Annotated in this window: 20 protein-coding genes and 2 pseudogenes; 19 read left to right on the top strand and 3 right to left on the bottom strand. The window is 67.9% G+C overall.

The genetic code is table 11. From position 1 onward, the window contains the following. Positions 1-13: 13 nt before the first annotated feature. Together ACTRWB_RS02600 and ACTRWB_RS02595 are read right to left on the bottom strand one after the other, a co-directional pair. Complete coding sequence (locus ACTRWB_RS02600) at positions 14-877, bottom strand: crotonase/enoyl-CoA hydratase family protein (RefSeq protein WP_446900826.1); 864 nt, start codon at positions 875-877, stop codon at positions 14-16. 134 nt (positions 878-1011) lie between these two features. Next, positions 1012-1299 carry a hypothetical protein gene (locus ACTRWB_RS02595; RefSeq protein WP_446900825.1) on the bottom strand — a complete coding sequence of 96 codons (288 nt, stop codon included), beginning with the start codon at positions 1297-1299 and terminating at the stop codon, positions 1012-1014. A 465-nt stretch (positions 1300-1764) separates the two neighbouring features. On the opposite strand from ACTRWB_RS02595, the gene ACTRWB_RS02590 reads away from it, so the two are divergent. The 16 genes and pseudogenes from ACTRWB_RS02590 (at position 1765) to ACTRWB_RS02515 (ending at position 21276) form a co-directional block, all read left to right on the top strand. Continuing rightward, complete coding sequence (locus ACTRWB_RS02590; RefSeq protein WP_446900824.1) at positions 1765-2487, top strand: winged helix-turn-helix domain-containing protein; 723 nt, start codon at positions 1765-1767, stop codon at positions 2485-2487. Between the two features lie 13 nt (positions 2488-2500). Further along, positions 2501-5095: an ATP-binding protein gene (locus tag ACTRWB_RS02585; protein ID WP_446900823.1), complete on the top strand. Its 2595-nt coding sequence runs from the start codon at positions 2501-2503 to the stop codon at positions 5093-5095. 157 nt (positions 5096-5252) lie between these two features. Next, the gene (locus tag ACTRWB_RS02580; protein ID WP_446900822.1) at positions 5253-6530 is read left to right on the top strand and encodes an ABC transporter substrate-binding protein; all 1278 of its coding nucleotides are present in this window, start codon (positions 5253-5255) and stop codon (positions 6528-6530) included. 110 nt (positions 6531-6640) lie between these two features. Further along, entirely contained in the window at positions 6641-7555 is a 915-nt protein-coding gene (locus ACTRWB_RS02575) for a carbohydrate ABC transporter permease (protein WP_446900821.1), read from the top strand. A gap of 3 nt (positions 7556-7558) precedes the next feature. After that, on the top strand, positions 7559-8389 hold the full coding sequence (locus ACTRWB_RS02570; protein WP_048248244.1) for a carbohydrate ABC transporter permease: 831 nt from the start codon (positions 7559-7561) through the stop codon (positions 8387-8389). A gap of 35 nt (positions 8390-8424) precedes the next feature. Beyond that, positions 8425-9561 (top strand): ABC transporter ATP-binding protein, encoded by a 1137-nt coding sequence (locus ACTRWB_RS02565; RefSeq protein ID WP_446900820.1) that lies wholly within the window; start codon positions 8425-8427, stop codon positions 9559-9561. Between the two features lie 98 nt (positions 9562-9659). Further along, positions 9660-10469: a ThuA domain-containing protein gene (locus tag ACTRWB_RS02560; protein WP_048248242.1), complete on the top strand. Its 810-nt coding sequence runs from the start codon at positions 9660-9662 to the stop codon at positions 10467-10469. Next, positions 10466-11614: a Gfo/Idh/MocA family protein gene (locus tag ACTRWB_RS02555; protein ID WP_446900819.1), complete on the top strand. Its 1149-nt coding sequence runs from the start codon at positions 10466-10468 to the stop codon at positions 11612-11614. Before ACTRWB_RS02560 ends, ACTRWB_RS02555 begins: the two co-directional genes overlap by 4 nt. Before the next feature lie 148 nt (positions 11615-11762). Continuing rightward, positions 11763-13178, top strand: coding sequence for a carbohydrate porin (locus ACTRWB_RS02550; RefSeq protein ID WP_446900818.1), 1416 nt, complete (start codon positions 11763-11765; stop codon positions 13176-13178). Next, positions 13166-14107: an aldo/keto reductase gene (locus ACTRWB_RS02545; RefSeq protein WP_446900817.1), complete on the top strand. Its 942-nt coding sequence runs from the start codon at positions 13166-13168 to the stop codon at positions 14105-14107. Before ACTRWB_RS02550 ends, ACTRWB_RS02545 begins: the two co-directional genes overlap by 13 nt. A 39-nt stretch (positions 14108-14146) precedes the next feature. Further along, positions 14147-15154 (top strand): annotated as a pseudogene (locus ACTRWB_RS02540) (glucokinase); the annotation flags it as partial. A 184-nt stretch (positions 15155-15338) separates the two neighbouring features. After that, a complete protein-coding gene (locus ACTRWB_RS02535; protein ID WP_048248239.1) occupies positions 15339-17309 on the top strand; it encodes an APC family permease in 1971 nt (656 codons plus the stop codon). Positions 17310-17467: 158 nt separating this feature from the next. Beyond that, positions 17468-18469 carry a DUF4892 domain-containing protein gene (locus ACTRWB_RS02530; protein ID WP_446900816.1) on the top strand — a complete coding sequence of 334 codons (1002 nt, stop codon included), beginning with the start codon at positions 17468-17470 and terminating at the stop codon, positions 18467-18469. A 61-nt stretch (positions 18470-18530) separates the two neighbouring features. Then, on the top strand, positions 18531-18962 hold the full coding sequence (locus ACTRWB_RS02525) for a DUF3617 domain-containing protein (RefSeq protein WP_412025232.1): 432 nt from the start codon (positions 18531-18533) through the stop codon (positions 18960-18962). Between the two features lie 191 nt (positions 18963-19153). Beyond that, positions 19154-21052 (top strand): DUF3857 domain-containing transglutaminase family protein, encoded by a 1899-nt coding sequence (locus tag ACTRWB_RS02520; RefSeq protein ID WP_446900815.1) that lies wholly within the window; start codon positions 19154-19156, stop codon positions 21050-21052. A 56-nt stretch (positions 21053-21108) separates the two neighbouring features. After that, on the top strand, positions 21109-21276 hold the full coding sequence (locus ACTRWB_RS02515) for a hypothetical protein (protein WP_164992085.1): 168 nt from the start codon (positions 21109-21111) through the stop codon (positions 21274-21276). Between the two features lie 215 nt (positions 21277-21491). On the opposite strand, the gene ACTRWB_RS02510 is transcribed toward ACTRWB_RS02515, so the two are convergent. Then, positions 21492-22541: an AraC family transcriptional regulator gene (locus ACTRWB_RS02510; RefSeq protein ID WP_446900814.1), complete on the bottom strand. Its 1050-nt coding sequence runs from the start codon at positions 22539-22541 to the stop codon at positions 21492-21494. Between the two features lie 72 nt (positions 22542-22613). Here ACTRWB_RS02510 and ACTRWB_RS02505 point away from each other — a divergent pair, with 72 nt between their 5' ends. The 3 genes and pseudogenes from ACTRWB_RS02505 to ACTRWB_RS02495 form a co-directional block, all read left to right on the top strand. Further along, complete coding sequence (locus ACTRWB_RS02505; RefSeq protein WP_446900813.1) at positions 22614-23816, top strand: MFS transporter; 1203 nt, start codon at positions 22614-22616, stop codon at positions 23814-23816. Between the two features lie 60 nt (positions 23817-23876). Beyond that, positions 23877-24023: a hypothetical protein gene (locus ACTRWB_RS02500; RefSeq protein WP_446900812.1), complete on the top strand. Its 147-nt coding sequence runs from the start codon at positions 23877-23879 to the stop codon at positions 24021-24023. Positions 24024-24888: 865 nt separating this feature from the next. Further along, positions 24889-24978: pseudogene (locus ACTRWB_RS02495) on the top strand (transposase); the annotation flags it as partial. Positions 24979-25051: the final 73 nt, after the last annotated feature.

Here is a 25051-nt window from a genome sequence, read left to right as displayed (position 1 = left end):
GGCGCCCGTCGCATTACACCGTGCGTAGCTTCGACACGCGCCGGTTCTGCAGCATCACGAGGCGTTCCATGTACGCGAGGTCCTTCGGCTCGATCGTGAACGCCGCATGCACCCACGCTTCCGTGATGTCCATCAGCTCGGAGCGCGACAGCTGGAACACGCGCTCGCGTGCACGCAGCATCGCGCGCACGCCGTTCAGCTTCGGTTTCGTCACGTCGATGAAGGTGCGCGTCGCGAGATACGCGTCACCGGCGTCGAACGTCTGGTCGATCAGCCCGCAGTCCTGGTACCACTCGGCCGCATGCGGTTCGCCGGTCGAGATCAGCGACTCCGCGAGGCCGCGGTTCGCCTTGCGCGCGACGAGCGAATAACCGCCCATGCCCGGGAACAGGTTGAACGCGATCTCGGGGAACCCGAGCTTCACGCCCTTCTGCGCGAGCACGAAATGATGCGCGAGCGCGGCCTCGAAGCCGCCGCCGAGCGCGCTGCCCTCGACCATCGCGATCGAGATCGCACCGGTGCCGAAGCCCGTGTAGATCTCGAACACGCCGTCGATGCAGGAGCGCGCATAGGCCATCAGTTGGTCGCGCCGGCCGCTGCGGATCGCGTCGACGAAGAAGCTCAGGTCGCCGCCGACGTTGAACAGCTCGGGGACGAGCGAGCCCGTCACCCAGAAGTCGAACGGCAGGCCCGAGTCGCGCGCGACGCGCGCCAGGTGGATGATGTCGGTGACGAGTTGCTGGTTGAAACACGGCCGCGGCTCCGATCGCAGCATCATCCACATGACGTTGCGGCCTTCTTCGTAGAAGGCCGTCAGTTGCGAGAGTTCGCCAGCTTCATAAAACGGGCGGCACGCCGGATGGGATAGGAGTTGCATGGTATGTCCTCGTGAGATGTGGTTATTGAAGACCGCGCGCCCGGCGCCATGCGGGAATCGGGTAACCCGCATGGCGTCGGGCGCGAGGCATTGACATTGTTGCGCGCACAATCTCGGCCGATGTGTTGAGTGGGTCACCCGATTGCGCCGTCGGCGAACACGCGGCGGCAGGAAAATCGGTTACACGCGAACGAATCGATGCGTGACCTTCGTGCGAGGCGGGAAGCCGGTTTCTCGCGGAGTTCGCGCAGGACGCGCGCGACTCGGCAGGCCGCGCAGGTATTTCGCGTGTGAATTTTTTGGGAGGGAAACCGGCAGCGACGGCGATGCGGAGCGATCGTCGCTGCAACGGAAACCGGATAGGCCGCGATCGAGCGATCGTGATCGGGGAGCGGCAACGCGACGTCGATTTCGTTCGTCATGCAGATCGATTGACGACATCACGGTGGATCGATGCGCGCGTCAGGTTCGCGTGACATGTCGGCGGCCGATCGGGTTCGGGCATCGGACCGCCTGCGCGGTCGGTGCTCCGGCTCGGCCCGTAAGCCCGATGCAATCGTGTGGCATTCCGTACCGTCTGCTCGCCCGTTCGGGCGGCGATCCGGGCAGGGTATTCACCGATCGCGACACGGTTGCGCCGCAATTTTGCGACGTTAGAATCCCGCGCGCGTTCTATTGCACCTCGCGCAGGCGAAAGCGGCGCCCCGCTATTCGTCATGTCGATATGCGTGCACGGGAACTTGCCAGGATCGGCCCGGATCGGCCACCATTCGCTTCCGGCCCGACTGCGTCATCCCACCGCAGTCCGGCCTCATACCGACAGAAATGCCAGCCCGCACCGCGCAGCCGATCGAATCGGCGCGCGACCGGCTTGGAGGAGAACACCCATGTCAGAAAAACATCGGATCCTGGTGCTGGACGACGATCCGGAAGTGCGCGTCTGGCTGAAGAGCGTGCTGGAAGAGGCCGGGTTCGAGGTCTCGGCCGTCGAGAGCGCCGCGCGGATGCAGCAGCAGCTCGCGGCCGCGCCGCACGCGCTCGTGATTCTCGACCTGAAGCTGCGCGGCGAGGACGGCCTGACGGTCGCGCGCGAGCTGCGGCGCCGTTCCGACGTGTCGATCATCATGATCAGCGGCCTGGGCGACGAGACGGATCGGGTCCTCGGCCTCGAGACCGCGGCCGACGATTTCGTCACGAAACCGTTCTCCGGGCGCGAACTGATCGCACGGGTGCGTGCCCAGCTGCGGCGCACGATCGAGCTGTCGATGCCGCGCCCCGCGTCGAACGGCGGCGGCCCGCGCTACTGCTTCGATGGCTGGACGATGGACCTGGCCGCGCGCACGCTGACGCACAACGGCGGCCCGTGCGCGCTGACGCAGGGCGAATTCGAGCTGCTCGCGGCGATGGTGCAGCAGCCGTCGCGGGTCTGGTCGCGCGACCAGTTGCTCGAACATACGCGCGGCTTCGGCATCGACGTGTACGACCGGACGATCGACGTGCTGATCCTGCGCCTGCGCCGCAAGATCGAGCCGAACCCCGAGCAGCCGACCTATATCCGCACGCAGCGTGGCATCGGCTACGTGTTCGTGGTGCCCGTCGTGCGCGTGTGACGCGATGCGCACGATGGTGAGGCTGTTGCCGCCCTGGAGTGTCCGGGCCAAGCTGATCGCGACGTTCCTGCTGCTGTTCGGCATCACGCTCGCGGTCGTGGTAGTCGGCGTGCTCGGCATGCGCGCGAACCAGAACGCGCTCGACGAATACGAGGCGAACGTGGTGCCGGAGATTGCCCGCGCGCTCGAGTTGTCGGACAAGGTCGCGCAGCTCGCCGCGGTCGCGCCGAGCATGATGCTGACCGATTCGCCGGACTTGCTGCACAACGACACCGAGCTGATGCGCGGCCTGCTCGGCGACATCCGGCGGCTGTCGCCGGGCTTCGGCAAGCAGCCGGGCCCCGCCGCGAAGGCGGGCGAGCAGCTCGCGGTGATCGACGATCTCGACGCGATCGACCAGGATCTCGCCCGGCTGCTGATCGTGTCGGGCAGGCAGCGGCAGCTCAAGGAGGAGCTGAGCGCGCTGCGCCTCGCGAACGACCGCATCGGCGACAGCATCGCGCGCGACAAGAGCGTGATCGCGCAGCGCGCGCCGACGCTGCTCGAGATCTGGGCCCGCACGGCCGGCGCGCTGCAGGCGGCCAACGCGGCGGAGCTCGGCAGCGCGGAAAGCGACAACGAAGCGCTGTGGCTGCGGGTGCGCGAACGCGCCGAAGACCGCCGCCAGCCGGCGCTTGCCGAGGCGCTGCAGCAACTCGACGGCGGCGCGCGCAGCGTGTTCGCGGTGCGCCGCGAGTTTCTGTCGAGCGAAGCGCAGACGGGTTATCTCGTCACGCTCCTGCGCGGCCACGCGGATCACCTGAGCGGCAAGTCGGCGCGTTACGTCGAGCGCTTGCGGCAGATCGCCAGCGAGCGCAGCGACAAGGTGCGCAAGGTCGCGGTCTCCAGCCAGTCGGGCCTGCTGCTGCTGGCCGTCGCGGGTGTCGTGGTGGCGCTGCTCGGCGTCGCGTATGCGAGCCGCATCCTGCACAAGCTGCAGGCGATGACGCGCGTGATGGCGCGACTCGCGAAAGGGATCACGTCCGACCGGATGCCGTCGACGCACCGGCCGGACGAGATCGGCGAGCTGGCGCGCGCGTTCGAGGTGTTCCGCACCAACCTGATCGAGAAGGAGCAACTGACCCACGGAATCGAGTCGCAGCGCCGCCTGCAGGAGTCGGTGCTCAACTCGATGAACGACGGGGTGTCCGTCCACGACACGCACGGCAGCCTGATCGCGTGGAATCCGACCTTCGCGACGCTGCTCGGGATCGACCCGGGCACGCTGCATGCGGGCCTGTCGCTCGCGATGCTGCGGCAGGCCATGCATCAGCCCGCGCGCTGGCGCCAGGTGTCGCGCGCGACCGCGACCCGCACGTCGGACGGCGCGCGCATCGCCGCGTCGGCCGAACTGCATCTGCGCGACCAGCGGACCCTCGAATTCCACTGCCAGCCGCTCCCGGACGGCGGATGGGTGGCGGTCTGCCGCGACCTGACGAGCCGGCGCGCGGTCGAGGCGGAGTTGCGCCAGGCGCAGAAGATGGACGTGCTCGGCCAGTTGACGGGCGGCGTCGCGCACGATTTCAACAACTTCCTCGTCGCGATACTCGGCAACCTGGAACTGCTGCTGCCGCGGCTCGACGGCCAGCAGGACGCGCAGACGATGGCCGAGCGGGCGCGCCGCGCGGCCGAACGCGCGTCGCGGCTCACGCGGCGGCTGCTCGCGTTCGCGCGGCGCCAGCCGCTGCAGGCCGAACGCGTGTCGGTCAGGGCGATGCTCGCGGAGATGCTCGATCTCGTCGAATACTCGGCGGGCCAGCGGGTGACCGTCGTGCTGGAGCCGGCCGCCGACGCGATGTGGGTGAACGTCGACCGCGGCCAGCTCGAGAACGCGGTGCTCAACCTGACGCTCAACAGCGCCGCCGCGATGCCGGGCGGCGGAACGCTGGCGCTGGCCGCGCGCCGCGCACCGGCCGCCGACGGTGCCGCCGAGCCTCACGCGATCGTGCTGAGCGTCACCGATACGGGCTGCGGGATCGCCCCGGTGCTGCTCGACAAGGTGATCGAGCCGTTCTTCACGACCAAGGCGGCCGGCGAGGGGAGCGGGCTCGGGCTCAGCAGCGTCTATGGCTTCGTGCGCCAGAGCGGCGGCGATCTGCACATCCACAGCGAGGTCGGCCACGGGACGCGCGTGGAGCTGTGGCTGCCCGAGAGCGCACCGCCCGAGCGGCGCGGCGCGCCGGCCGTCACGGTGGCCGCGCCCGTTGCCGGACCGGCCGGTGCGCGCGTGCTCGTGGTCGACGACGATCCCGAGGTGCGCGACACGGCGCTCAGCCAGTTCGCGGCGCTCGGCGCGCGGGCCGACGCGGTGGCCACCGGCGACGCGGCACTGCGCTGGCTGGCCGAGCACGGCCCCGTCACGCTCGTGCTGTCGGACATCTCGCTCGGCGCGGGCGGCAGCGGCATCGCGTTCGCGGCGCGGCTCGCCGAGCGCTGGCCGGCGCAGCGCGTCGCGCTCACCTCGGGCCTGCCGCCCGAGATTCATCAGACCCATCCCGACTGGCGCGCGGACCTGCCGTTCGTGCCGAAGCCGTTCGATCTGGCGGCGCTCGCCGCGCTGCTGGGCTGACGCGCGACCGCGATTGTTTCGATTGTTAATGGCGCGACGCGTTTCCGAAATTTTCGATTAACCGGACTGGAGTCTCATAGACCCACGGCACCCGGCGACGCGCTCGCGACACCGCGGCGCACGATTCGAACGATTCGAAAAAAACTGGAGACACCGAATGATGAAGCTCAAGGCAGGTTTGCTGACGATGGCGCTCGCGATGACGGCCGCCACGGCCACCAGCGCCGGCGCGGCGACGCTGCGGATCGCATGCGGCGCAGCCGGCGTCGACCAGGACATTTGCCAGGTCTCGGCGAAGCGGTGGGCCGAGAAGACCGGCAACGAGGTCGAGTTCATCAGCATGCCCAATAACTCGAGCGAAACGCTGGCGCTTTATCAGCAGTTGCTCGGCGGCGGTTCGGACAAGATCGACGTGATGCAGATCGATACGGTCTGGCCGGGCATCCTCGCGAACCACCTGATCGACCTGAAGCCGTACAGCAAGGGGCTGGAAAGCCAGTCGTTCCCGAGCATCGTCGCGAACGATACGGTGAACGGCAAGCTGGTCGCGATGCCGTGGTTCATCGATACGGGGCTGCTCTACTACCGCAAGGACCTGCTCGACAAATACCGCGTGAAGGTGCCCGCCACGTGGGAGGAGCTCGATGCCACCGCGCGCAAGGTCCAGTCGGGCGAGCGCGCCGCGGGCAACGAGAAGGTCTGGGGCTACGTGTGGCAAGGGCGCGCGTACGAAGGGCTGACCTGCGATGCGCTCGAATGGGTCAGCAGCTACAACGGCGGCACGGTGGTCGACGACAAGGGCCGCGTGACGATCGACAACCCGGGCGCGATCAAGGCGCTCGAGCAGTCGGCGAAATGGGTCGGCACGATCAGCCCGAAGGCCGTGCTGAACTACGGCGAAGAAGAGGCCCGCGGCGTGTTCCAGGCCGGCAACGCGGTGTTCATGCGCAACTGGCCGTACGCCTGGGCGATCGCGAATCGCACGGGCAGCCCGATCAAGGGCAAGGTCGGCATCGCGCCGCTGCCGAAGGGCGGCGCCGACGGTCGCCCGGCCGCCGCGCTGGGCGGATGGCAGCTCGCCGTGTCGCGCTACTCGCCGAACCCGAAACTGGCCGCCGATCTCGTGATGTACATGGCGAGCGCGGACGTGCAGAAGATGCGCGCGATCCAGGCGTCGTTCAACCCGACGATGCCGGCGCTCTACCGCGACAAGGACATCCTGCAGGCCAACCCGTTCATGGCCGACCTGTTGCCGACCTTCAGCACGGCGGTCGCGCGGCCGTCGACCGTGACCGGCGCGAAATACAACCAGGTCAGTAACCAGTTCTGGAATGCCGCGCACGACGTGCTCGCCGGCAGCGACACCGCCGCGAGTGCGCTCGCGCGGCTCGCCGCCACGCTCAACCGGCTTGCGCCGGGCGGCAGCTGGCACTGAGCGCCGCGGCGCGCGATTGATCGATCGGGCCGGCCTCCGCAGGGTGCCGGCCTGACAGGAGACATCGAATGAGAACCGGAAGCATCGAGATAAGTAGCACTCCTGCATTCGTGCAGGAACCTGTCCGGGCCCGAGCCGGGCTTGCCCGCGCGCGCCGGCGCCAGGCGTGGCTGCTGGTGGCACCCGCGCTGCTCACGCTGGCGGCGATCGCCGGCTGGCCGCTGCTGCGCACCGCGTGGTTCAGCCTGACCGACGCGCAACTGTCCGACCTGTCGCAGCGTCATTTCGTCGGCCTCGACAACTATCTCGGCGCGGCGGGCGTGCTGCGCGACCCGGCCTGGTGGCAGGCCGTCGGCAATACCGTGCTGTTCGCCGTCGTGTCGGTGGTGCTCGAGACGGGCACGGGCCTCGGCGTCGCGCTGCTGCTGGACGTGCCGTCGCGGCTGCGGACGCTGCTGCGCGCGGCCGTGCTCGTGCCGTGGGCGATCCCGACCGTCGTGTCCGCGAAGATCTGGAGCTGGATGCTCAACGACCAGTTCGGGATCGTCAACGCGATGCTGATGTCGATCGGCGCGATCCACGAGCCGCTCGCGTTTACCGCCGATGCGCACCTCGTGTTCCCGACCATCGTGCTCGTCGACGTGTGGAAGACCACGCCGTTCATGGCACTGCTGATGCTCGCCGCGCTGCAGACCGTGCCGCGTGATTGCTACGAGGCCGCGCGTGTCGACGGCGTGCCGCGCTGGCGCGTGTTCCGCTCGGTGACGCTGCCGCTGATCCTGCCCGGCGTGCTGGTCGCGATGATCTTCCGCTCGCTCGACGCGTTGCGCGTGTTCGACCTGATCTACGTGATGACGTCGAACAGCCGGATCACGAAAAGCATGTCGATCTATGTGCGCGAACAGCTGATCGATTTCCAGCAGGTCGGGTTCGGGTCGGCGTCGGCGATGTTGCTGTTCGTCACGATCGTGCTGTTCACCATCGGCTACATGGCGATCAGCCGCCGCCGGATTCAGGAGGCCTGACACATGAAGAAGCATCCGCTCGACATCGCGATTCACGGGCTGCTGTCGGCGCTCGTGCTGGTGATCTCGCTGTTCCCGTTCGTCTACATGATCGGCACGTCGATCAAGCATGGCGACGCGTTGTTCGATACATCGCTGTTTCCGGCGAGCCCATCGCTCGACAACTATCGCCAGCTGTTCCGCGACCAGCCGTTCGGCGCGTACCTGCTGAATTCGGCGCTCGTCGCGGGCGGCGCTGTCGCGCTGTCGCTCGCCGTGTCGGTGCTCGCCGCGTATGCGCTCGGCCGCGTGTCGTTCCGCGGACGCGGGGTGCTGATGATGTGCATTCTCGGCGTGTCGATGTTTCCGCAGGTCGCGATCCTGTCGGGCCTGTTCGAGCTGGTCCGCTCGCTCGGCCTGTATGACCACCTCGGCGCGCTCGTGCTGTCCGACCTGATCTTCACGCTGCCGTTCACGATCTGGATTCTCGTCACGTTCATGCGCGAGTTGCCGCGCGAGCTGGAGGAGGCGGCGCTCGTCGACGGCGTCGGCGTGTTCACGCTGATCTTCCGGATCTTCATGCCGCTGCTGCGGCCGGCGCTGGCCGCGACGTCGCTGCTCGCGTTCGTGTCGGCCTGGAACGAGTTCCTGTTCGCGCTGACCTTCATGATCTCGTCGAGTCAGCGCACGGTACCCGTCGCGATCACGATGATCTCGGGCGCGAGCAGTTACGAGTTGCCGTGGGGAACCATCATGGCCGCGTCGGTCATCGTCACCGTGCCGCTCGTGCTGCTGGTGCTGGTGTTCCAGCGGCAAATCGTCTCCGGCCTGACTGCCGGTGCGGTCAAGGGTTGACGCGTAGCGGCCCGAACAGGATCAAGAGGGAAAACATGAGTCAGATCAAGTTGAGCGGTCTTCGCAAGCAGTTCGGCACGACCCCCATCCTCAGCGACGTGAATCTCACGGTCGAGCAGGGCGAGTTCTGCGTGTTCATCGGCCCGTCGGGCTGCGGCAAGTCGACGTTGCTGCGGATCGTCGCCGGCCTCGAGGAACAAAGCGCGGGCGATGTTTGGATCGACGGTCGTTGCGTCAACACGTTTGCGCCCGCGCAGCGCGACATCGCGATGGTGTTCCAGAGCTATGCGCTCTATCCGCACATGTCCGTCTACGAAAACATGGCGTTCGGCCTGCGTCATCTGCGCCTGCCGAAGGACGAGATCGACCGGCGGGTGCGGCTCGCTTCCGAGTCGCTGCGCCTCGGCGAGTTGCTCGAACGCAAGCCCGGCGCATTGTCCGGCGGCCAGCGGCAGCGTGTCGCGATCGGCCGCGCGATCGTCCGCAAGCCGAAAGTATTCCTGTTCGACGAGCCGCTGTCGAACCTCGATGCGGCGCTGCGCGTGAAGACGCGTGTCGAGATCGCGAAGCTGCACCGCAGCCTCGACAGCACCAGCATGATCTACGTGACGCACGACCAGGTTGAGGCGATGACGCTCGCCGACAAGATCGTGCTGCTGCGGCCGCTCGAAGGGCGCAGCGGGGTCGCCAGCGTCGCGCAGATCGGCACGCCGCTCGATCTGTATCACCGCCCGGCGAGCCAGTTCGTCGCCGGTTTCATCGGCTCGCCCGCGATGAACTTCCTGCCGGCCAGCGTCGCGGCGGCCGGCAGCGGCGAGGTTCGTGTGCTGGTCCGCGACCATCCGCTTGGCGCCGACGTGTCCGGCGACGGCCTCGAGACGGGCGCCGGCGTGACCCTCGGCATCCGCCCCGAACACGTGCGGGTCGGCACCGGCGCCGTGACGGGCCAGGTCGCGCACGTCGAGCAGATGGGCGAACACACCTATCTGTATCTCGACACGCCGCTGTGCGACCAGCCGATCGTCGCGAAGACCGATGCCGCCGGCGCGCGGGTCGGCGAGCGCCTGCGCGTCGATCTGCCGGCAGGCGCGCTGCATCTGTTTCATCCGGACGGACGCGCGGCGGTACGCACGCCGCGCGAGCCTGCCGCGCCGGCGCTCGCGATCGCCTGAGCGGCGCGCGGTACCCGGCGAATCCAGCTACAGGTTTCAGGCGGCCACGGCGCATGGCCGCTGTCGAATGGGCGCCACATCATCGATAAAGGATAGTCATGCTAAACAAGAAGCTTTCAGTGATCGTATGGAACGAGTTCGAGCACGAACGGGAAAACGCGGGCGTGCGCGCGATCTATCCCGACGGCCTGCACCAGGTGATCGCCAGTGCGCTCGCCGAGACGCCGGCGCTTGGCCACGGTGCGTTGCCGCTCGAGATCGGCACCGCGACGCTCGACCAGCCCGAGCACGGCCTCAGCGAAGCGCGGCTCGCCGCGTGCGACGTGCTGATCTGGTGGGGACACAAGGCTCACGCGAAAGTCTCCGACGAGATCGTCGAGCGCGTGCAGCGCCGCGTGCTCGAAGGGATGGGCCTGATCGTGCTGCATTCCGGGCACTTCTCGAAGATCTTCCGCCGCCTGCTCGGCACGAACTGTTCGCTGAAGTGGCGCGAGGCAGCGGAGAAGGAACGGCTGTGGGTCGTCGAACCGTCGCATCCGATCGCGGCCGGGCTCGGTGAATATTTCGAGCTGCAGCACGAGGAAATGTACGGCGAGCGTTTCGACATCCCGCAGCCGGACAGCACCGTGTTCATCTCGTGGTTCGAGGGCGGCGAGGTGTTCCGCTCGGGCTGCTGCTGGGAGCGCGGTCACGGCCGGATCTTCTATTTCCGCCCCGGGCACGAAGCCTATCCGACCTATCACGACCGCAACGTGCAACGCGTGATCGCGAACGCGGTGCAGTGGGCCGCGCCGCGCGTGAACCTCGCCGACCGTTGCCCGAACTCGCCGCCGCTCGAAAAGCTCAGCGAGAAGAGCCAGCAGTTCGCGCACGTCGGCATCCAGCAAGGCGCAGGAGACCTCGCATGAACGACGATTACAAGGTTGAGCTGCCGGAAGCGGCGGCGATCGCGCGCGGCCGCCGCCTGCGTGTCGGCGTGATCGGGCTCGGGATCGGCCGCAAGCATATCGAAGGCTGGCGCGAGCATCCGGACGTCGACGTGGTTGCGATTGCCGACCCCGATGCGAAGCGGCTCGAGAAGGTCGGCGACGCGTTCGGCATCGACGCGCGTTATGCGTCGGCCGACGCGATGCTCGCAGCGGAAAAGCTCGATGTCGTCAGCGTCTGCACGCCGAACAAGTTCCATCGCGAGCTGACGCTCGCCGCGTTCGACGCCGGCTGCCACGTGCTGTGCGAGAAACCGATGGCGCTGAACGCGGACGAGGGGCGCGAGATGCTGATCGCCGCGCAGCGCGCCGGCAAGCGGCTGATGATCAATTTCTCGTACCGCTTCAGTGCGCAGTCGCGCGCGCTGAAGGCGCAGGTCGAAAGCGGCCTGTTCGGCGATTTCTATTTCGGGCGGACGGTCTGGCATCGCCGGCGCGGGATGCCCGGATTCGGTGGCTGGTTCGGCACGAAGGCGCTGGCGGGCGGCGGGCCGCTGATCGATCTCGGCGTGCATCGTCTCGACCTCGCGCTGTGGCTGATGGGCTATCCGAAACCCGTGTGGGTGATGGGCAGCACCTACGATCCGATCGCACGCGAGCTGGCGGCGCGCGCGGGCAAGACGTTCGACGTCGAGGATCTCGCGGCCGCGCTGATCCGCTTCGACAACGGCGCGACGCTCGCGCTCGAGGCGTCGTGGGCGACCAACATCCAGGAAGCGGAGCTGATGGAAACCCGCCTGCTCGGCACGCGTGCCGGGTTGTTGCAGAAGAACCTGAACGAGGGTTACACGTTCGACGCGCACGTGTTCATCGAGCAGAACGGCGCGCAGTTCGACATGCGCCTGAACCCGCCCGCGGAAGGCGCGCGTTCCGCGATGTACGACTACGCGGAAGCGATTCTGTGCGACGTCCCGCATCCCGCGCCCGGTGAGGAAGGGCTGATCGTGATGGAGATTCTCGACGCGATCTATGCGAGCGCGGCCGCGGGTGAGCCGATCCGCATTCACGCGCCGGGACCGGCGACCGTCGCCGCGTCGCCGGTGGTGGACCTCGACGTCGCGGGCTGAAGCCGCGCGCTGACTTCGTACCGGGCCGGCGCGCGGATCGTCCACCACGCCGGCCCGTCAGCAGCATGACGGACGACGCAGCACACACACCTATTCGATGACGCCGCGCATCGCACGCGGCGCACAAACAACGTTTGGAGACACGTTCATGATCGACGAAGCAGGCTGCGCCGCGCGCGGCCCCGCACGCACCCCGTTCAGGCTCACGCGGCTCGCCGCCGCTTTCTCGCTGGCCGTCGCGTCGGCCGCGCTGCATGCGGCACCGGACCCGGCAACGACAGTCGCCGACAGCGCGCCGGGCGGCCTCTCGCAGGCCACCGGCGTTGTGCCGGCCGACACGAGCCCCGCCAACGTGGTGACGCCGACACCGTCTTCGGCCTGGAACCAGCTGACGCCGTGGACGCAGTTCCATGGTTATATGCGGGCCGGCGTCGGCACGAGCGACGGCCATACGCAGGCCTGCTTCCAGTTGCCGGGCGCACCGAGCAAATACCGGCTCGGCAACGAATGCCAGGTCTACAGCGAGCTGGAGATCGACCAGACGCTGTACAAGTTCTCGAACGGCATGCAACTGTCGGCTGTCGGCATGGCGAGCCTCGTCAACGATCTCGATCGCGCGCCGACCTTCAGCGGAGATCACGGCAAGATTCGCCTGCCGGAGTCGTACGTGCAGCTCACGAACTTTCCGGGGCTCGACGACATGCGGGTCTGGTTCGGGCGCATCTACTACCGGCGCAACGACGTCCACATGAACGACTTCTATTACTGGAACCCGAGCGGCCTCGGCGCGGGCATCGAGAACGTGCCGATCGGTGGCGGCCTGAAACTCAGCTATGCGCTGTTCCGCGAGGACTACATCGACCAGCCGAACTATGCGACGCGCCATGACCTGCAACTGTCCGGCGTGCATCCGAACCCCGGCGGCGAACTGCAGTTCGGGCTGTCGTACATCCCGGCCCGCGCGCCGCTGCTGAATTCGAGCGGTGTGCTGCAGGACGCGCACAGCGGCTGGTCGTTCACGGTCCAGCACGTGCAGACCAACCTGCTCGGTGGCAAGAACAAGCTCGCGTTCCAGTATGGCGTCGGCCCGGGCACGGGCCTCAGCTACACGGGCACGCTGACGAACGACAACCGCTACAAGAGCTTTCGCGTGCTCGATGCGTTCGACTGGCAAGCGACGCAGAACTTCAGCGGCCAGGTGGTCGGCATCTATCAGCGCGACATCGCGCCGTCGGGCGGTTCGCAGACGTGGGTGTCGATGGGCGTGCGGCCCGTGTATGCGTTCACGCAGCACGTCAAGCTGCAGGGCGATCTCGGGCACGATCGCGTGACGCCGTCCGGCGGCCCGACGCGCACGCTGCTGAAGGCGAGCGTCGCGCTGACGCTCGCGATGGACCGGTCGTTCTGGTCGCGGCCGGAATTCCGCGTGTTCTACACGTATGCGCGCTGGAACCAGGCGGCGCAGGACGCGGCGGCGCCCGGCGATCCGTTGTCGACGACGGGCATTTTCGGTACCTCGCGCTCGGGCTCGACGGTCGGCGCGCAAGTCGAATGGTGGTGGTGACCGACATGACGGAACGCTGTACGACGATATCGATGGGGGCCGATGCCGCGCCGTTCTCGCGCATCGTGTTCGGGATGTGGCGGATCGGCGACTGGGCGTTGTCGGTCCGCGAGCGCCGTGCGCTGATCGAGGCGGCGCTGGAACTCGGCGTGACGAGCTTCGATCATGCGGACATCTACGGCGACTACACGGCCGAGGGCCTGTTCGGCGATGTGCTGGCCGATGCGCCGCACTTGCGCGAGCGGATGCAGATAATCACGAAGTGCGGGATCCGGCTCGTGTCCGCACGCCGGCCCGCGCACGGGATCAAGCACTACGACACACGCGCCGCGCATGTCGTCGCGTCGGTCGAGCAGTCGCTGCGCGCGCTGCGCACCGACCGGCTCGATCTGCTGCTGCTGCATCGGCCCGATCCGCTGATGGATGCCGACGAGGTCGCCGCGACCTTTGCCGCGCTTCGGCGCGACGGCAAGGTGAGGGACTTCGGCGTATCGAACTTTACGCCGGCGCAGGCTGCGTTGCTGCAGGACCGCATGGCGGCGCACGGCATGTCGCTCGCGACGAACCAGGTCGAATGCTCGCTGTTGCATCTCGCGCCGCTCGACGACGGCACGTTCGACCAGGCGCAGCACTGGCGCTGTCCGCCGATGCTGTGGTCGCCGCTCGCGGGCGGACGCGTGTTGACGGAGGCGTCGCCAGCCGCGATTCGGGTGCGCGAGAGCGCGGCGCGGATCGGCGACGCGCTCGGCGTGTCCGCGACGACGGTGCTGTTCGCGTGGCTGCTCGCGCTGCCGTGCCGGCCGCTGCCGATCGTCGGGTCGAGCCGGATCGCGGCGCTGCGCGAAGCGGTAGCGGCGACCGGCATCGCGCTCGGGCGCGAGCACTGGTTCGAACTGCTGGACGCGGCGCGCGGCGTGGAGGTGCCATGACCGTTGCGATCGACACACGATGACAATTCGGGAGATGGGATGAGCGTAGCAACCCTCAACGGGGACCCGGTCGCGCCGCGTGGCGTGCGTGCCGGCGAACCCCGCTTGCTGGCGGACATCGGCGGCACGCATGCGCGCTTCGCGCTGGAGACCGCGCTCGGCGGAATCGGCGACGTGCGCGTCTATCGATGCAGCGCCCATGCCGGCATGGACGACGCGGTGCGCGCGTTCCTGCGCGACACGGGCGGCGCACGGGTGCGGAACGCGGCGATCGCGATCGCCAATCCCGTGGACGGCGACATGGTCAGCATGACCAATCATGACTGGCGCTTCTCGATCGATGCGACGCGCCGCGCGCTCGGGTTCGACACGCTGCACGTCTTCAACGACTTCGCGGCGCTGGCGATGGCCGTGCCGCATCTGTCCGCCGGACAACGGCGGCAGGTCGGCGGCGGGCACGCGGCGCCCGCGGGTACGATCGGCGTGCTCGGCGCGGGAACGGGGCTGGGCGTCTCGGCGCTCGTGCGCGCGGGCGATGCATGGGTGCCGGTGTCCGGCGAGGGTGGGCATGTGTCGTTCGCGCCCGCCGATGCACGCGAGGCCGACGTGCTGCAGTTCGCGCGGGCGCGCTGGCCGCACGTGTCGTTCGAGCGGCTGGTCGCGGGCCCCGGCATCGCGGTGATTCACGCGGCGCTCGCCGCGCGCGACGGCTGCGACGCACCGCGGGCCGACGCAGCCGATACGGCCGCCATCATCGATCGCGCGCTCGCCGGCGACGCACGCTGCATGGCGACCCTGGATTGCTTCTGCGGCATGCTCGGCACGTTCGCGGGCAATCTGGCGCTGACGCTCGGCGCGACCGGCGGCATCCATATCGGCGGGGGCGTCGTGCCGCGCCTCGGGGTATTGTTCGATGCATCGCCGTTTCGAGCCCGCTTCGAGGCGAAGGGCCGTTTTGCCGCTTACCTCGCGAAAATTCCGACCTTCGTGATCACCGCACCGCATCCGGCGTTCGTCGGTGTGTCGCGCCTGCTCGCCCGCGCGTTGGGCGAGGTCGGCTGACGCGAGTCCGGTCGGCGCGATTGTAGTGTGACTGTCTGAAATAAGTCAGCATGTCGAAAGAAATCCGGCGCGCGACGCTGTCCTATGGAATACGCCGACTGGAAGTCGTCCCGGAACTCATTTACTTTTAGAGGAGTGTCGCCGAGGCGTCGTGCGTTCCGGAGGAGTCGTGACTGCATTCCAGAAGGTGTGGCAGTTGTTCGTCGGAAAGCCGCTGGACCCGCTCGATCCGCGCACGCGGCATGCAATCGCCGTGACGCCGTTGCTGGCCTGGGTCGGGCTCGGCGCCGACGGCCTGTCGTCGTCGTGCTACGGCCCGGAAGAGGCGTTCCTCGCGCTGGCGCACCACACGCCGCTCGCACTGTTCCTCGCGCTCGCGACGGCGGCGACCGTGTTCATCATCGCGCTCGGCTACAACCAGGTGATCGAGCTGTTCCCGACGGGCGGCGGCGGCTACCGCGTCGCGACCGCGCTGCTCGGTGCGAAGCCGGGGCTCGTGTCGGGTGCGGCGCTGCTGGTCGACTACGTGCTGACCGTCGCGACGTCGCTCGCGAGCGGCGTCGATGCGTTCTTCAGCCTGCTGCCCGTCAGCGCGCAGGCGTTCAAGCTCACCACCGAGATCGTGCTGATCCTGATGATGACGGGGCTCAACTTCCGCGGGATGCGCGAATCGATCATGGTGCTGCTGCCGATCTTCATCGGCTTCGTGATCCTGCACTTCGGGCTGATCGTGTATGGCGTCGCCGTGCACGGCAGCAACCTCGCGATGATCGTGCCCGATGCGGTGCACGAGGCGCACGGGATGTCGCAATCGCTCGGCGTCTTCGTGATGCTTGCGTTGCTGATGCGCGCGTTCTCGCTCGGCGGCGGCACGTATACCGGCCTCGAAGCCGTGTCGAACAACGTCAACATGCTGGCCGATCCGCGCGTGCCGAACGGCAAGGTGACGATGTGGTACATGTCGACGTCGCTCGCGTTCACGGCCGGCGGCATCATCCTGCTGTACATGCTGTGGCATGCGCGGCCCGTCGAAGGCGAGACGCTCAACGCAGTGGTATTCGGCAGCGTGATCGACCATCTCGGGCTCGGCTCGGCGTTCGCGCGCCACGCGTTGCTCGCGGCCGTGCTCGCGTTCGAGGCCGGGCTGCTGATGGTCGGTGCGCAGACGGGTTTTCTCGACGGTCCGGCCGTGCTGTCGAACATGGCGTCGGATTCATGGGTGCCGCGCCATTTCCGTGACCTGTCGACGCGTCTCGTGCGGCAGAACGGCATCATCGTCGTCGGCCTGTCGAGCCTGCTGATCCTGCTGTGGACGCACGGCAACGTCGACGTGCTCGTCGTGCTGTACAGCATCAACGTGTTCCTCACGTTCAGCATGTCGCTGCTCGGGCTGTGCACGTACTGGTGGCGCCATCGCAGCGAGAGCGGCTGGTTCAAGCACTTCTTCCTGTCCGCGCTCGGGCTGAGCGTGACGGCGACCGTGCTCGTCATCACGCTGATCGAGAAGTTCACGGCGGGCGGCTGGCTCACGGTGCTCGTGACGAGCGCGGTGATTGCGCTGTGCTTCATGATCAACCGCCACTACGCGTACACGCGCGCGCAGCTCGCGAAAGAGGATGCGCTGTTCTCGGGGCAGCCGCCCGTGGTCGACGAGGCTACCGCGCCGGGCAAGCCCGATCCGTCGCAGCCGACGGCCGTGCTGCTGGTCGGCAAGCATCGCGGCGCGAGCATGCATGCGCTGCTGTGGGTCAACCGGCTGTTCCCCGGGCACTTCCGCAACGTGATCTTCCTCGCGGTCGGCGAGGTCGACGCGAAGGCGTACGACGGGCACGAACATCTCGAACGGCTGCGTCACTCGATCACCGAAGCGCTCGACTACTATGTCGCGCACTGCCGCCGCAACGGCATCGCGGCCGACTACCGGATCGCGTTCGGCACGAATCCCGTCGTGGAGTTCATGAACCTCGCGTCGTCGACGCTCGACGTTTATCCGAACGCGGTGTGCTTCGCGAGCAAGCTGATCTTCCGGCGCGTGAATTTCCTGACCGCGTGGCTGCACAACCAGACGCCCGTCGAGCTGCAGGCGCGCCTGCATGTCGAGGGCAAGCAGATGGTGCTGCTGCCGATGAACGTCGGCTGACGGACGGGCGAAACGGCTCGCCCGCGCGATGAAAACGATTCAACCTGACGTGTCGCGTCAGATCTTAAGCAATAGAAAACAAATCGCTGGTTTACTCGGAAAGATTTGGTAAGATTCGCGCGCTTCGAATCAACAACAAATCCCTTCCGAGAGACTTCATGACGATCGCAGCCACGACCGCCACCCGTTTCCTGCGCCACGGCGCGCTCGCGCTGTCCGCCGCCGCGCTACTGTCGCTTTCCGCGCTCGCGTGTGCCGCCGGCGACGTGCCCGGCGCCAAGGACCATCCGCTGGTCTCGCGCTTTTCCGGCGCGACGATCAAGGCCTATTCGCAGACCGCATTCGACGAGGCATTCCTGCCGAACCAGCCGATCGACGACGAGAAGACCGCGAAGGGGTTGAACCTCGAAGGCAAGATCACGCGCGTCAGCTATACGATCGGCGGCGACAAGTCGACGCTCGAAGTCGAGCGCAACTATCTCGATGCGCTGCAGAAGGGCGGCTTCCAGATCCTGTTTCGTTGCGCGGCGGAACAGTGCGGCAAGAGCGGCGGCAGCGATTTCCAGAGTGTCGTGATCAACTCCGGGCGGGTGCGCAAGGCCGGTTTCGGTGACACGAATTTCGGCGACAAACACCGGACGATCCTTGCGAAGCTGCCGCGCGCGTCGGGCGATGCGTACGTGTTCTTGCACGTGATGGACGATTCGGCGTCGAACAAGCGCACGCTCGTCTACGAGGAGGTCGTCGAGGTGAAGCCGATGCAGACGGGGCAGGTGAAGGTGGTCGACGCCGGCGCGCTGCAGAAGGGGCTGGCCGCGACGGGCAAGATCGCGCTGTACGGCATCTACTTCGACACCGACAAGGCGCAGGTGAAGCCCGAGTCGAAGGCGCAGCTCGACGAGATGGCGAAGCTGCTGACGGCCAACCCGGCGCTGAAGGTCTACATCGTCGGACATACCGACAACCAGGGGCAGCTCGCGCACAACGTCGACCTGTCGCAGAAGCGTGCGGAGGCTGTCACGCAGGCGCTCGCGACGACGTACCGGATCGCGCCGGCACGCCTGGTCGCGAAGGGTGTCGCATCGCTGTCGCCGGTCGCGTCCAACGCCGACGACGCGGGCCGCGCGCAGAATCGCCGCGTCGAGCTCGTGCAGCAGTAATTCCATTCCAACCGGGCGCCCGCGTGACTACGCGGGCGTCGTCCACTCGAAGATCGATCTCATGAAACTGCTGATTGCCACCGTGCTTGCCGGCGCCGCCGCCTCGTCCTTTGCACAGACCGTATCGCCGGGCATCTGGCACGACGACACCGCGTACACGCTGAACGGCAAGCCGCTGCCGCAGGCGTCCGGCTCAATGCCGGACCAGTGCCTGACCGACGCGGATGCGAAGGACCTGCGCAAGACGATGGCGGCGCGCATGCAGCGCGACAACGTCAACTGCACGATCACCCACTGGGACTATGCGGGCACGACGCTGAAGGTCGCGCTGTCCTGCGCGAACGAACAGGGGCACGGCAACGGTACGGTGACGGGCGCGGTCACGCCGACGAGCTACGACCTGAAGGGGCAATTGCGCGGGCAGCATGCGCAGGCCGGCGCGTATACGCTCGCATGGACGTGGCGCGGCAAGCGTGTGGGAGACTGCAAGTAACGGGGCGCATCCGCCCGCATCGCGCGCAGGCTGGCTGCCGCGCGGCTTGACGCTCGCCGGCACGTCGCCCACACTGGTTTGCACGACGGGCACGCGGCGTGTGAGCCGTCATGTGCGCTTCATGCGGATCGAACCGTCCGCGCCGGCGCGCCGCCCTGGCGCCCGGCAACGAACGCGCGGAGAGTGTCGACGTGGTGCTTTTTCCTTCCGGACGGACCAGCCGCCTGCTCGCCTGCGCCATCGCGCTCGGCGCTGGTGCGGCCATGGCCGATGTGCGCGCCACCGGTGACACCGGCGACGAAGCGCCCGTCACGCTCGTCAGCGATGTCCACGAATTCGTGATCCAGCACGACGGTTCGCTCGACGAGCACGACGATTCGACGCTGCGCGCGAACAACGCGAACGGCATCGACGCGGTCGCGCAGCGCTACGTGTGGTTCGACAAGAATCTCGAGCAGGTCGACCTGCTCGCGGCCGAGACGATCGACCGCGACGGCGTCGCGCATCCGGTCGGCGCGGACGGTATCCGCGACGTGCAGGAGCCGCGCTCGGCCGGCGCGCCGACGTTCCAGGACGGGCTGTTGCGCACCGTCGTGTTTCCCGGCGTCGAAGCCGGGTCGAGCACGCGCGTGGCGTTCCGCAAGACGCGCACGAAGCCCGTCAATCGCGGCTACTTCGGCTATACCGTCGAGCCGTCGCGCGAGCCCGTCGACAGCCAGCGGCTGATCTTCGACGTGCCGGCCGACCTGCCGCTGTACGCGGACGCGCGCGGCTACGTCGCGCTGCCGCCGGTGACGGCGAACGGCCGCACGCGCTACGAGTTCGATTACCGGCACGGCCCGTACGACCGCATCGAGAACGGCTCGGTCGGCTACCCGACCTACGGCGACCGGCTCGTCGTGTCGACGCTGCCCGACTACGCGGCGTTCGCCGCGCGCTACCGCGACGCGGCCGTCGACCCGGGCGTGAACGATCCGGCCGTCGTGCAGCTGGCCCGCGCGCTCACCGCGGATGCCGCCGATCCGCGCGACAAGGCGCGCATCCTGTACGACTGGGTGCAGGCGAACATACGCTACGTCGGGTTGTTTCTGGGCGAAACGGCCGCCGCGCCGCACCGCGCGACGGACATCCTGCGCAACCGCTACGGCGACTGCAAGGACCATGTCGCGCTGTTCGGCGCGCTGCTCGCGGCGGTCGGCATCCGCAGCGAACCGGTGCTGATCAATCTCGGCGCCGTGTACACGCTGCCGTCGGTGCCCGGTTACGGCGGCGGCGCGATCAATCACGCGATCACGTGGCTGCCCGATCTCGCGCTCTACGCGGATACGACGACGGCCGGCATCGCGTTCGGCTACCTGCCGCCGATCGTGATGGATCGCCCCGCGCTGCTCGTCGACACGGGCGTGCTGTCTCGCACGCCGGCCACGCAGCCGCGCGGCCGTGTCGCGCGGGTCGAGATCGATGCCGCGCAGCCCGGCGCCGCGCGTTTTCATGCCTACGTCGAGGACGAAGGCTGGACGGCGGAGCTCGAACGCAACCTGTTTCGCCGCGCGACGCACGACGGCATCGAGCAGCTCGCGACCGCGCGCCTGCGACAAAGCGGCTTGCGCGGCCGCGCGCAACTGTCGACCAGCGACCGGCGCGCGACGGACGGGCCGTTCGACGTGACGCTGTCGGGCACGCTCGATCATTTCGTGTGGCCCGACGGCACGACCGCGTTGCCCGCGCTGTCGAGCCTCACGGGCGGCATCGCGACGCAGGTCGAAAGCTGGCTGGCCGAACCGGTGCGCACACAACCGTGGGGCTGCATCGGCGGCACGTTCGACGAGACTGGCCAGATTGTGCTGCCGGCCGACGTCGTCGTGACCGACCTGCCGACCGACGCGACCGTGCATACGCGCTTCGTCGATTTCACGTCGCATTACGTGTTCGATGCGGCCGCGCGCGTCGTGCAGGTCACGCGGCGCATGACGGCGGATTTCGGCCGGCAGGTGTGCACGCCCGACGAATTCGCGGCGCTGCGCGCGTCGCTCGAACGCATCGAACGCGACACGCAGGCGCAGATCGTCGTGCGGGCGAAAGGGCGTTGAACGGGCAGGGGCAGTGAACGCGTCGCCGCCAGCGGTCGATGCGCAGGAGAGACATCATGACGGAACGGGACTACGAGATCGCCGATCTCTCGAAGGAATTGCTGGGCCGGATCGTGCAGGGCACCGTCGCGAGCGGCGCGGCCGTGGATGCCGAGCAGTGCGCGGCGCTCGCTGTGCAGTGCGCGACGGCGCTGGTCGATAAGCTCGGGGCGCGTAGCGGTTGAACGCGGAAGGGCGTCACGCAGGGGGGCGGTGGCTTGAGCGACACCGGCGAGCGAGTTCGCGGCCGGCGTGCTGTGCGTGCGCGACGGCGCCCCGGCACCGGTCGCGGCGCCTGTGGCACCCGCACCCGTGAAGGCGCCGGCGAGCAAGCAAGCGACCCCGGAGCGACGCATAGCGGCCCCGACCCCGATCGGCGTCGCACGTCACGCGTCAGGCGTTACGCTTCGACGCGCGCGTCGCCGTCCGCGCGCACGGCCCCCGGCGGCTTCCCCACCACCCGCTTGAACGCGCGGCTGAACGCCGCCAGCGAGCCATAACCGAGCCGGTACGCCACCGCTTCGATGGCCTCGCGGTCGCGCGCGATCCACTGCGCGGCGAGCCGCATCCGCAGCTCGGTCAGGTAGCGCACGGGCGTCATCCCGGTTGCCGCGAGAAAGCGCTCGGCGAACACCGAGCGCGACACGCCCGCTTCGGCGGCCAGTTCCGCGACGCTCCAGTTGCGGCCCGGGTCGCGATGCAGCGCGACGATCGCGCGGCCGAGCTTCGGCTCGCGCAGCGCCTGCACCCAGCCCGTCGCGTCGCCGCATCCGCACTCGACCCAGCCGCGCACGATGAACGCCGCGACCACATCCGCGAGCCGCGCGAGGATGCCCGCGAAACCCGCGCGCGCCGAGCAGGCCTCGCGCTCCATCGCGTCGAGCATCGGGCGGATTTCCGGGTAGCGCGAGAGCAGCGTGCCGACGTGCATGAACTCGGGCATCGTGCCGACCAGCGGCTGCATGCCGCCGAGATCGAGCTCCATGCACGCGCTGAAGATCAGCGCATCGCCGGCACCGGGCTCCGTCGCCGCGCAGGCCGCCGGCGACGCGCCGGCCGATGCCACCGACGCGACCGTATCGCAGATCTTCGCGGCCTCGAAGCCGTGGATCTCGCGGCACGGTGCATCCGGATCGGACACCAGCGCATGCATGCCGCCATGCGGCAGCAGGATCGCGTCGCCGGCCTCGAGCCGCATCGTCGCGCCGGCCGCGTCGCGCAGCAGCACGGGCCCGCGCCCGACGAAATGGAACTGCGCGCGGCCCGGCGCCTCGCCGAAGCTCAGCCCGAACGGCCGCGCGACCTGGATGCGGCGGTACTGGACACCGCTCAGCCGCATCCCCAGCAGCAACTCGCTGACGAGGTCGTGCACGTCGGGGACGGGGGGAAGCAGGGGCTCGGACATATCGAGATTCGGACGATCGATCAACAAGAACGGATTGTATGTCATAGACCGTCCTGTTGCCGTTCCTTACGATACGCCGTCATTGGTACTTTTCCCTATACGGACACGGAACGACGCATGAATCCCGGAATTTCCCCGGCCGCCTCGATGGCGGCCCCCCGCGAACCGGCCTGGGGCGCGGTATTCGCGATGACGCTCGGCGTCTTCGGGCTCGTCACGGCCGAATTTCTTCCCGCCAGCCTGCTCACGCCGATGGCCGACAGCCTCGGCGTGACCGAAGGCGTGGCCGGGCAGGCCGTCACGGCCACCGCGACGGTGGCCCTCGTCACGAGCCTGCTGATCTCCGCGTTGACGCGCACGATCGACCGGCGGCGCGTGCTGCTCGTGTTCTCGGTGCTGCTCGTCGGATCGAATCTCGCGGTCGCGTTCGCGCCCAACCTGACGACGCTACTGATCGGCCGCGTGGTGCTCGGCATCGCGCTCGGCGGCTTCTGGACGATGGCGACGGCCACCGCGATGCGGCTCGTGCCGACGTCGATGGTGCCGCGTGCGCTGTCGATCATCTTCAGCGGCGTGGCGGTCGCGACGATCGCGTCCGCGCCGATGGGCAGCTACTTCGGCCACCTGATCGGCTGGCGCAATGTGTTCCTGATCGCGGCCGTGCTTGGCGGTGTCGCGTTCGTGTCGCAGGTGATGACGCTGCCGTCGATGCCGCCGAGCGGCACGACGCGGCTGCGCACGCTGATCGACGTGCTGCGCCGTCCGACTGTCGGCCTCGGCATGTTCGCGACGATCCTCGTGTTCACCGGGCACTTCGCGTTCTTCACGTATCTGCGGCCGTTCCTCGAACAGGTCGCGGGCGTCGGCGTGAACGGGCTGTCGGCGATCCTGCTCGGTTACGGCATCGCCAACTTCGTTGGCACGTCGCTCGCGGGCCGCGTGCTCGAACACCGGTTGCGGCCGATGCTGATCGCAATGCCCGCGCTGATGGTCGTGCTCGGCATCGCGCTCGTCGCGCTCGGCCGCGCGCCGATGATCGACGCTGTGCTCGTCGCGTTGTGGGGGATGGCGTTCGGCGGCGTGCCTGTTGCCTGGTCGACGTGGGTCACGCGCACCGTGCCCGACGAGGCCGAGAGCGCGGGCGGGCTGATCGTCGCGGCGATCCAGCTCGCGATTGCGACGGGTGCGGCGGCCGGTGGCGTCGTGTTCGATGCGAACGGCGCGGCTGGCGTGTTCGTGGGCGCAGCCATCGTGCTGGCGGTCGCGGTCGCGACGATCGTGACCGGCGTGCCGAAGCGGGTCGGTGTGGCGGTGTCCTGACCGGCCGGGCAGGGCCCGCGCTTCGCGGGCCTGCCGGCGGTCGTCGGTCCGTCAGGCGGCGTGGGTGTCCGCGATGCGGTCGAGTTCCGCGAGCGCATCTTCCGGCAGGTCGAGGTCGGCCGCCGCGAGAACATGACCGCGAAGACACTCGCCCTCTTCGTGGAGGTGCTGGCGCAGCTCGACGCGATTGGTCAAGCGCAGAAGTGAGCGTCTAGGCGGAGGTGCTGGAAATACGCCCGCGCGCGGGGATCCGCACAGTGGCCGCTGCTCACCAGCCTCCTGTGTTCCCTCCAGCTGATGGCTCCGTACCGAAGCCACCAGCGAGGGCGTCCCGCGAGCTTGATTTCCCGAGCCACCGCAGGTATTCCGTTTGACGCAGGGTCCAGCAGTTTGCCCCGATTGCCATATCGCTCTTTTTGAGCTTCTCTCGACGGTTCACGTCGGACGTTGCAAATATCCCAATGGCGACGGGAATCGCGACCTTCGGGTAGCGGTGGAAATGCCGCCCTTCCGCGGGGCACGGTCGCAGGAGAGGAGCGGGGAATAGGGTAGTGACGGCAATGGCTGCCCTCGCGCTGGCGGCAGGCAAACAGAGCGTACCGGAGCCAGTCGGGGAAGCTTGGCACGAGGGGTGTCAGAGCTCAAGGCCTTCAAGGTGAGACCTCGATGCGGAGCGCACGCGAGCTCATACGGTGCGACAACGGTGAGGGGGCATGCAATGGGACGGGCAGCATGGTATCGCGTTGAACTACATCCAGCCGTGCAAGCCGCCGCAGAATGCCTGCGTGGAGTGCTTCGACCGCACGGTACACTATGAATAGCTGTCACAGTACTACTGGGATGACCTGGGGCACATTCGCCACGGAATGGAGGTGACAATACAATCGCGAGCGCCTCAACATGGGCCTTGGTGGTGTAACGCCGAAACAGCGGCTGGCGATGGCCGCTTAGCCTCTACCTCTGACTCGCGTAAATGCGGGGATTACCATTCATAAACTGGCCCAGAAAACCGTTCCGTTTGAAACTGGAAAATTCCGGCATGTTGTTGACACCTCGACCAGGAGGTCGTGCCGTGAAGAAGACCAGATACACCGACGAACAGATCGCGTATGCGCTGAAGCAGGCAGAGCTAGGCACATCGGTTGCGCGAGTAGGACGCGAAGAACCGAAAACGAAATATATGCTGATTGCATATATTTAGATGCAGTGCAGAAAGCAGAGATTTCATGCAGAAC

The organism is Burkholderia sp. YIM B11467, assembly GCF_052952715.1.
The sequence above is the reverse complement of the archived record's forward strand: the minus strand, read 5'-3'. Positions and strand labels throughout refer to the sequence as shown.

Excerpts from the sequence above, each read along its gene's own strand:
- ACTRWB_RS02550 (WP_446900818.1), top strand. The coding sequence starts at position 11,763 with ATGATCGACGAAGCAGGCTGCGCCGCGCGCGGCCCCGCACGCACCCCG.
- ACTRWB_RS02580 (WP_446900822.1), top strand. The coding sequence starts at position 5,253 with ATGATGAAGCTCAAGGCAGGTTTGCTGACGATGGCGCTCGCGATGACG.
- ACTRWB_RS02600 (WP_446900826.1), bottom strand. The coding sequence starts at position 877 with ATGCAACTCCTATCCCATCCGGCGTGCCGCCCGTTTTATGAAGCTGGC.
- ACTRWB_RS02560 (WP_048248242.1), top strand. The coding sequence starts at position 9,660 with ATGCTAAACAAGAAGCTTTCAGTGATCGTATGGAACGAGTTCGAGCAC.
- ACTRWB_RS02590 (WP_446900824.1), top strand. The coding sequence starts at position 1,765 with ATGTCAGAAAAACATCGGATCCTGGTGCTGGACGACGATCCGGAAGTG.
- ACTRWB_RS02505 (WP_446900813.1), top strand. The coding sequence starts at position 22,614 with ATGAATCCCGGAATTTCCCCGGCCGCCTCGATGGCGGCCCCCCGCGAA.
- ACTRWB_RS02585 (WP_446900823.1), top strand. The coding sequence starts at position 2,501 with ATGGTGAGGCTGTTGCCGCCCTGGAGTGTCCGGGCCAAGCTGATCGCG.
- ACTRWB_RS02530 (WP_446900816.1), top strand. The coding sequence starts at position 17,468 with ATGACGATCGCAGCCACGACCGCCACCCGTTTCCTGCGCCACGGCGCG.
- ACTRWB_RS02515 (WP_164992085.1), top strand. The coding sequence starts at position 21,109 with ATGACGGAACGGGACTACGAGATCGCCGATCTCTCGAAGGAATTGCTG.
- ACTRWB_RS02565 (WP_446900820.1), top strand. The coding sequence starts at position 8,425 with ATGAGTCAGATCAAGTTGAGCGGTCTTCGCAAGCAGTTCGGCACGACC.
- ACTRWB_RS02510 (WP_446900814.1), bottom strand. The coding sequence starts at position 22,541 with ATGACATACAATCCGTTCTTGTTGATCGATCGTCCGAATCTCGATATG.
- ACTRWB_RS02595 (WP_446900825.1), bottom strand. The coding sequence starts at position 1,299 with ATGACGAACGAAATCGACGTCGCGTTGCCGCTCCCCGATCACGATCGC.
- ACTRWB_RS02555 (WP_446900819.1), top strand. The coding sequence starts at position 10,466 with ATGAACGACGATTACAAGGTTGAGCTGCCGGAAGCGGCGGCGATCGCG.
- ACTRWB_RS02570 (WP_048248244.1), top strand. The coding sequence starts at position 7,559 with ATGAAGAAGCATCCGCTCGACATCGCGATTCACGGGCTGCTGTCGGCG.
- ACTRWB_RS02525 (WP_412025232.1), top strand. The coding sequence starts at position 18,531 with ATGAAACTGCTGATTGCCACCGTGCTTGCCGGCGCCGCCGCCTCGTCC.
- ACTRWB_RS02545 (WP_446900817.1), top strand. The coding sequence starts at position 13,166 with ATGGTGGTGGTGACCGACATGACGGAACGCTGTACGACGATATCGATG.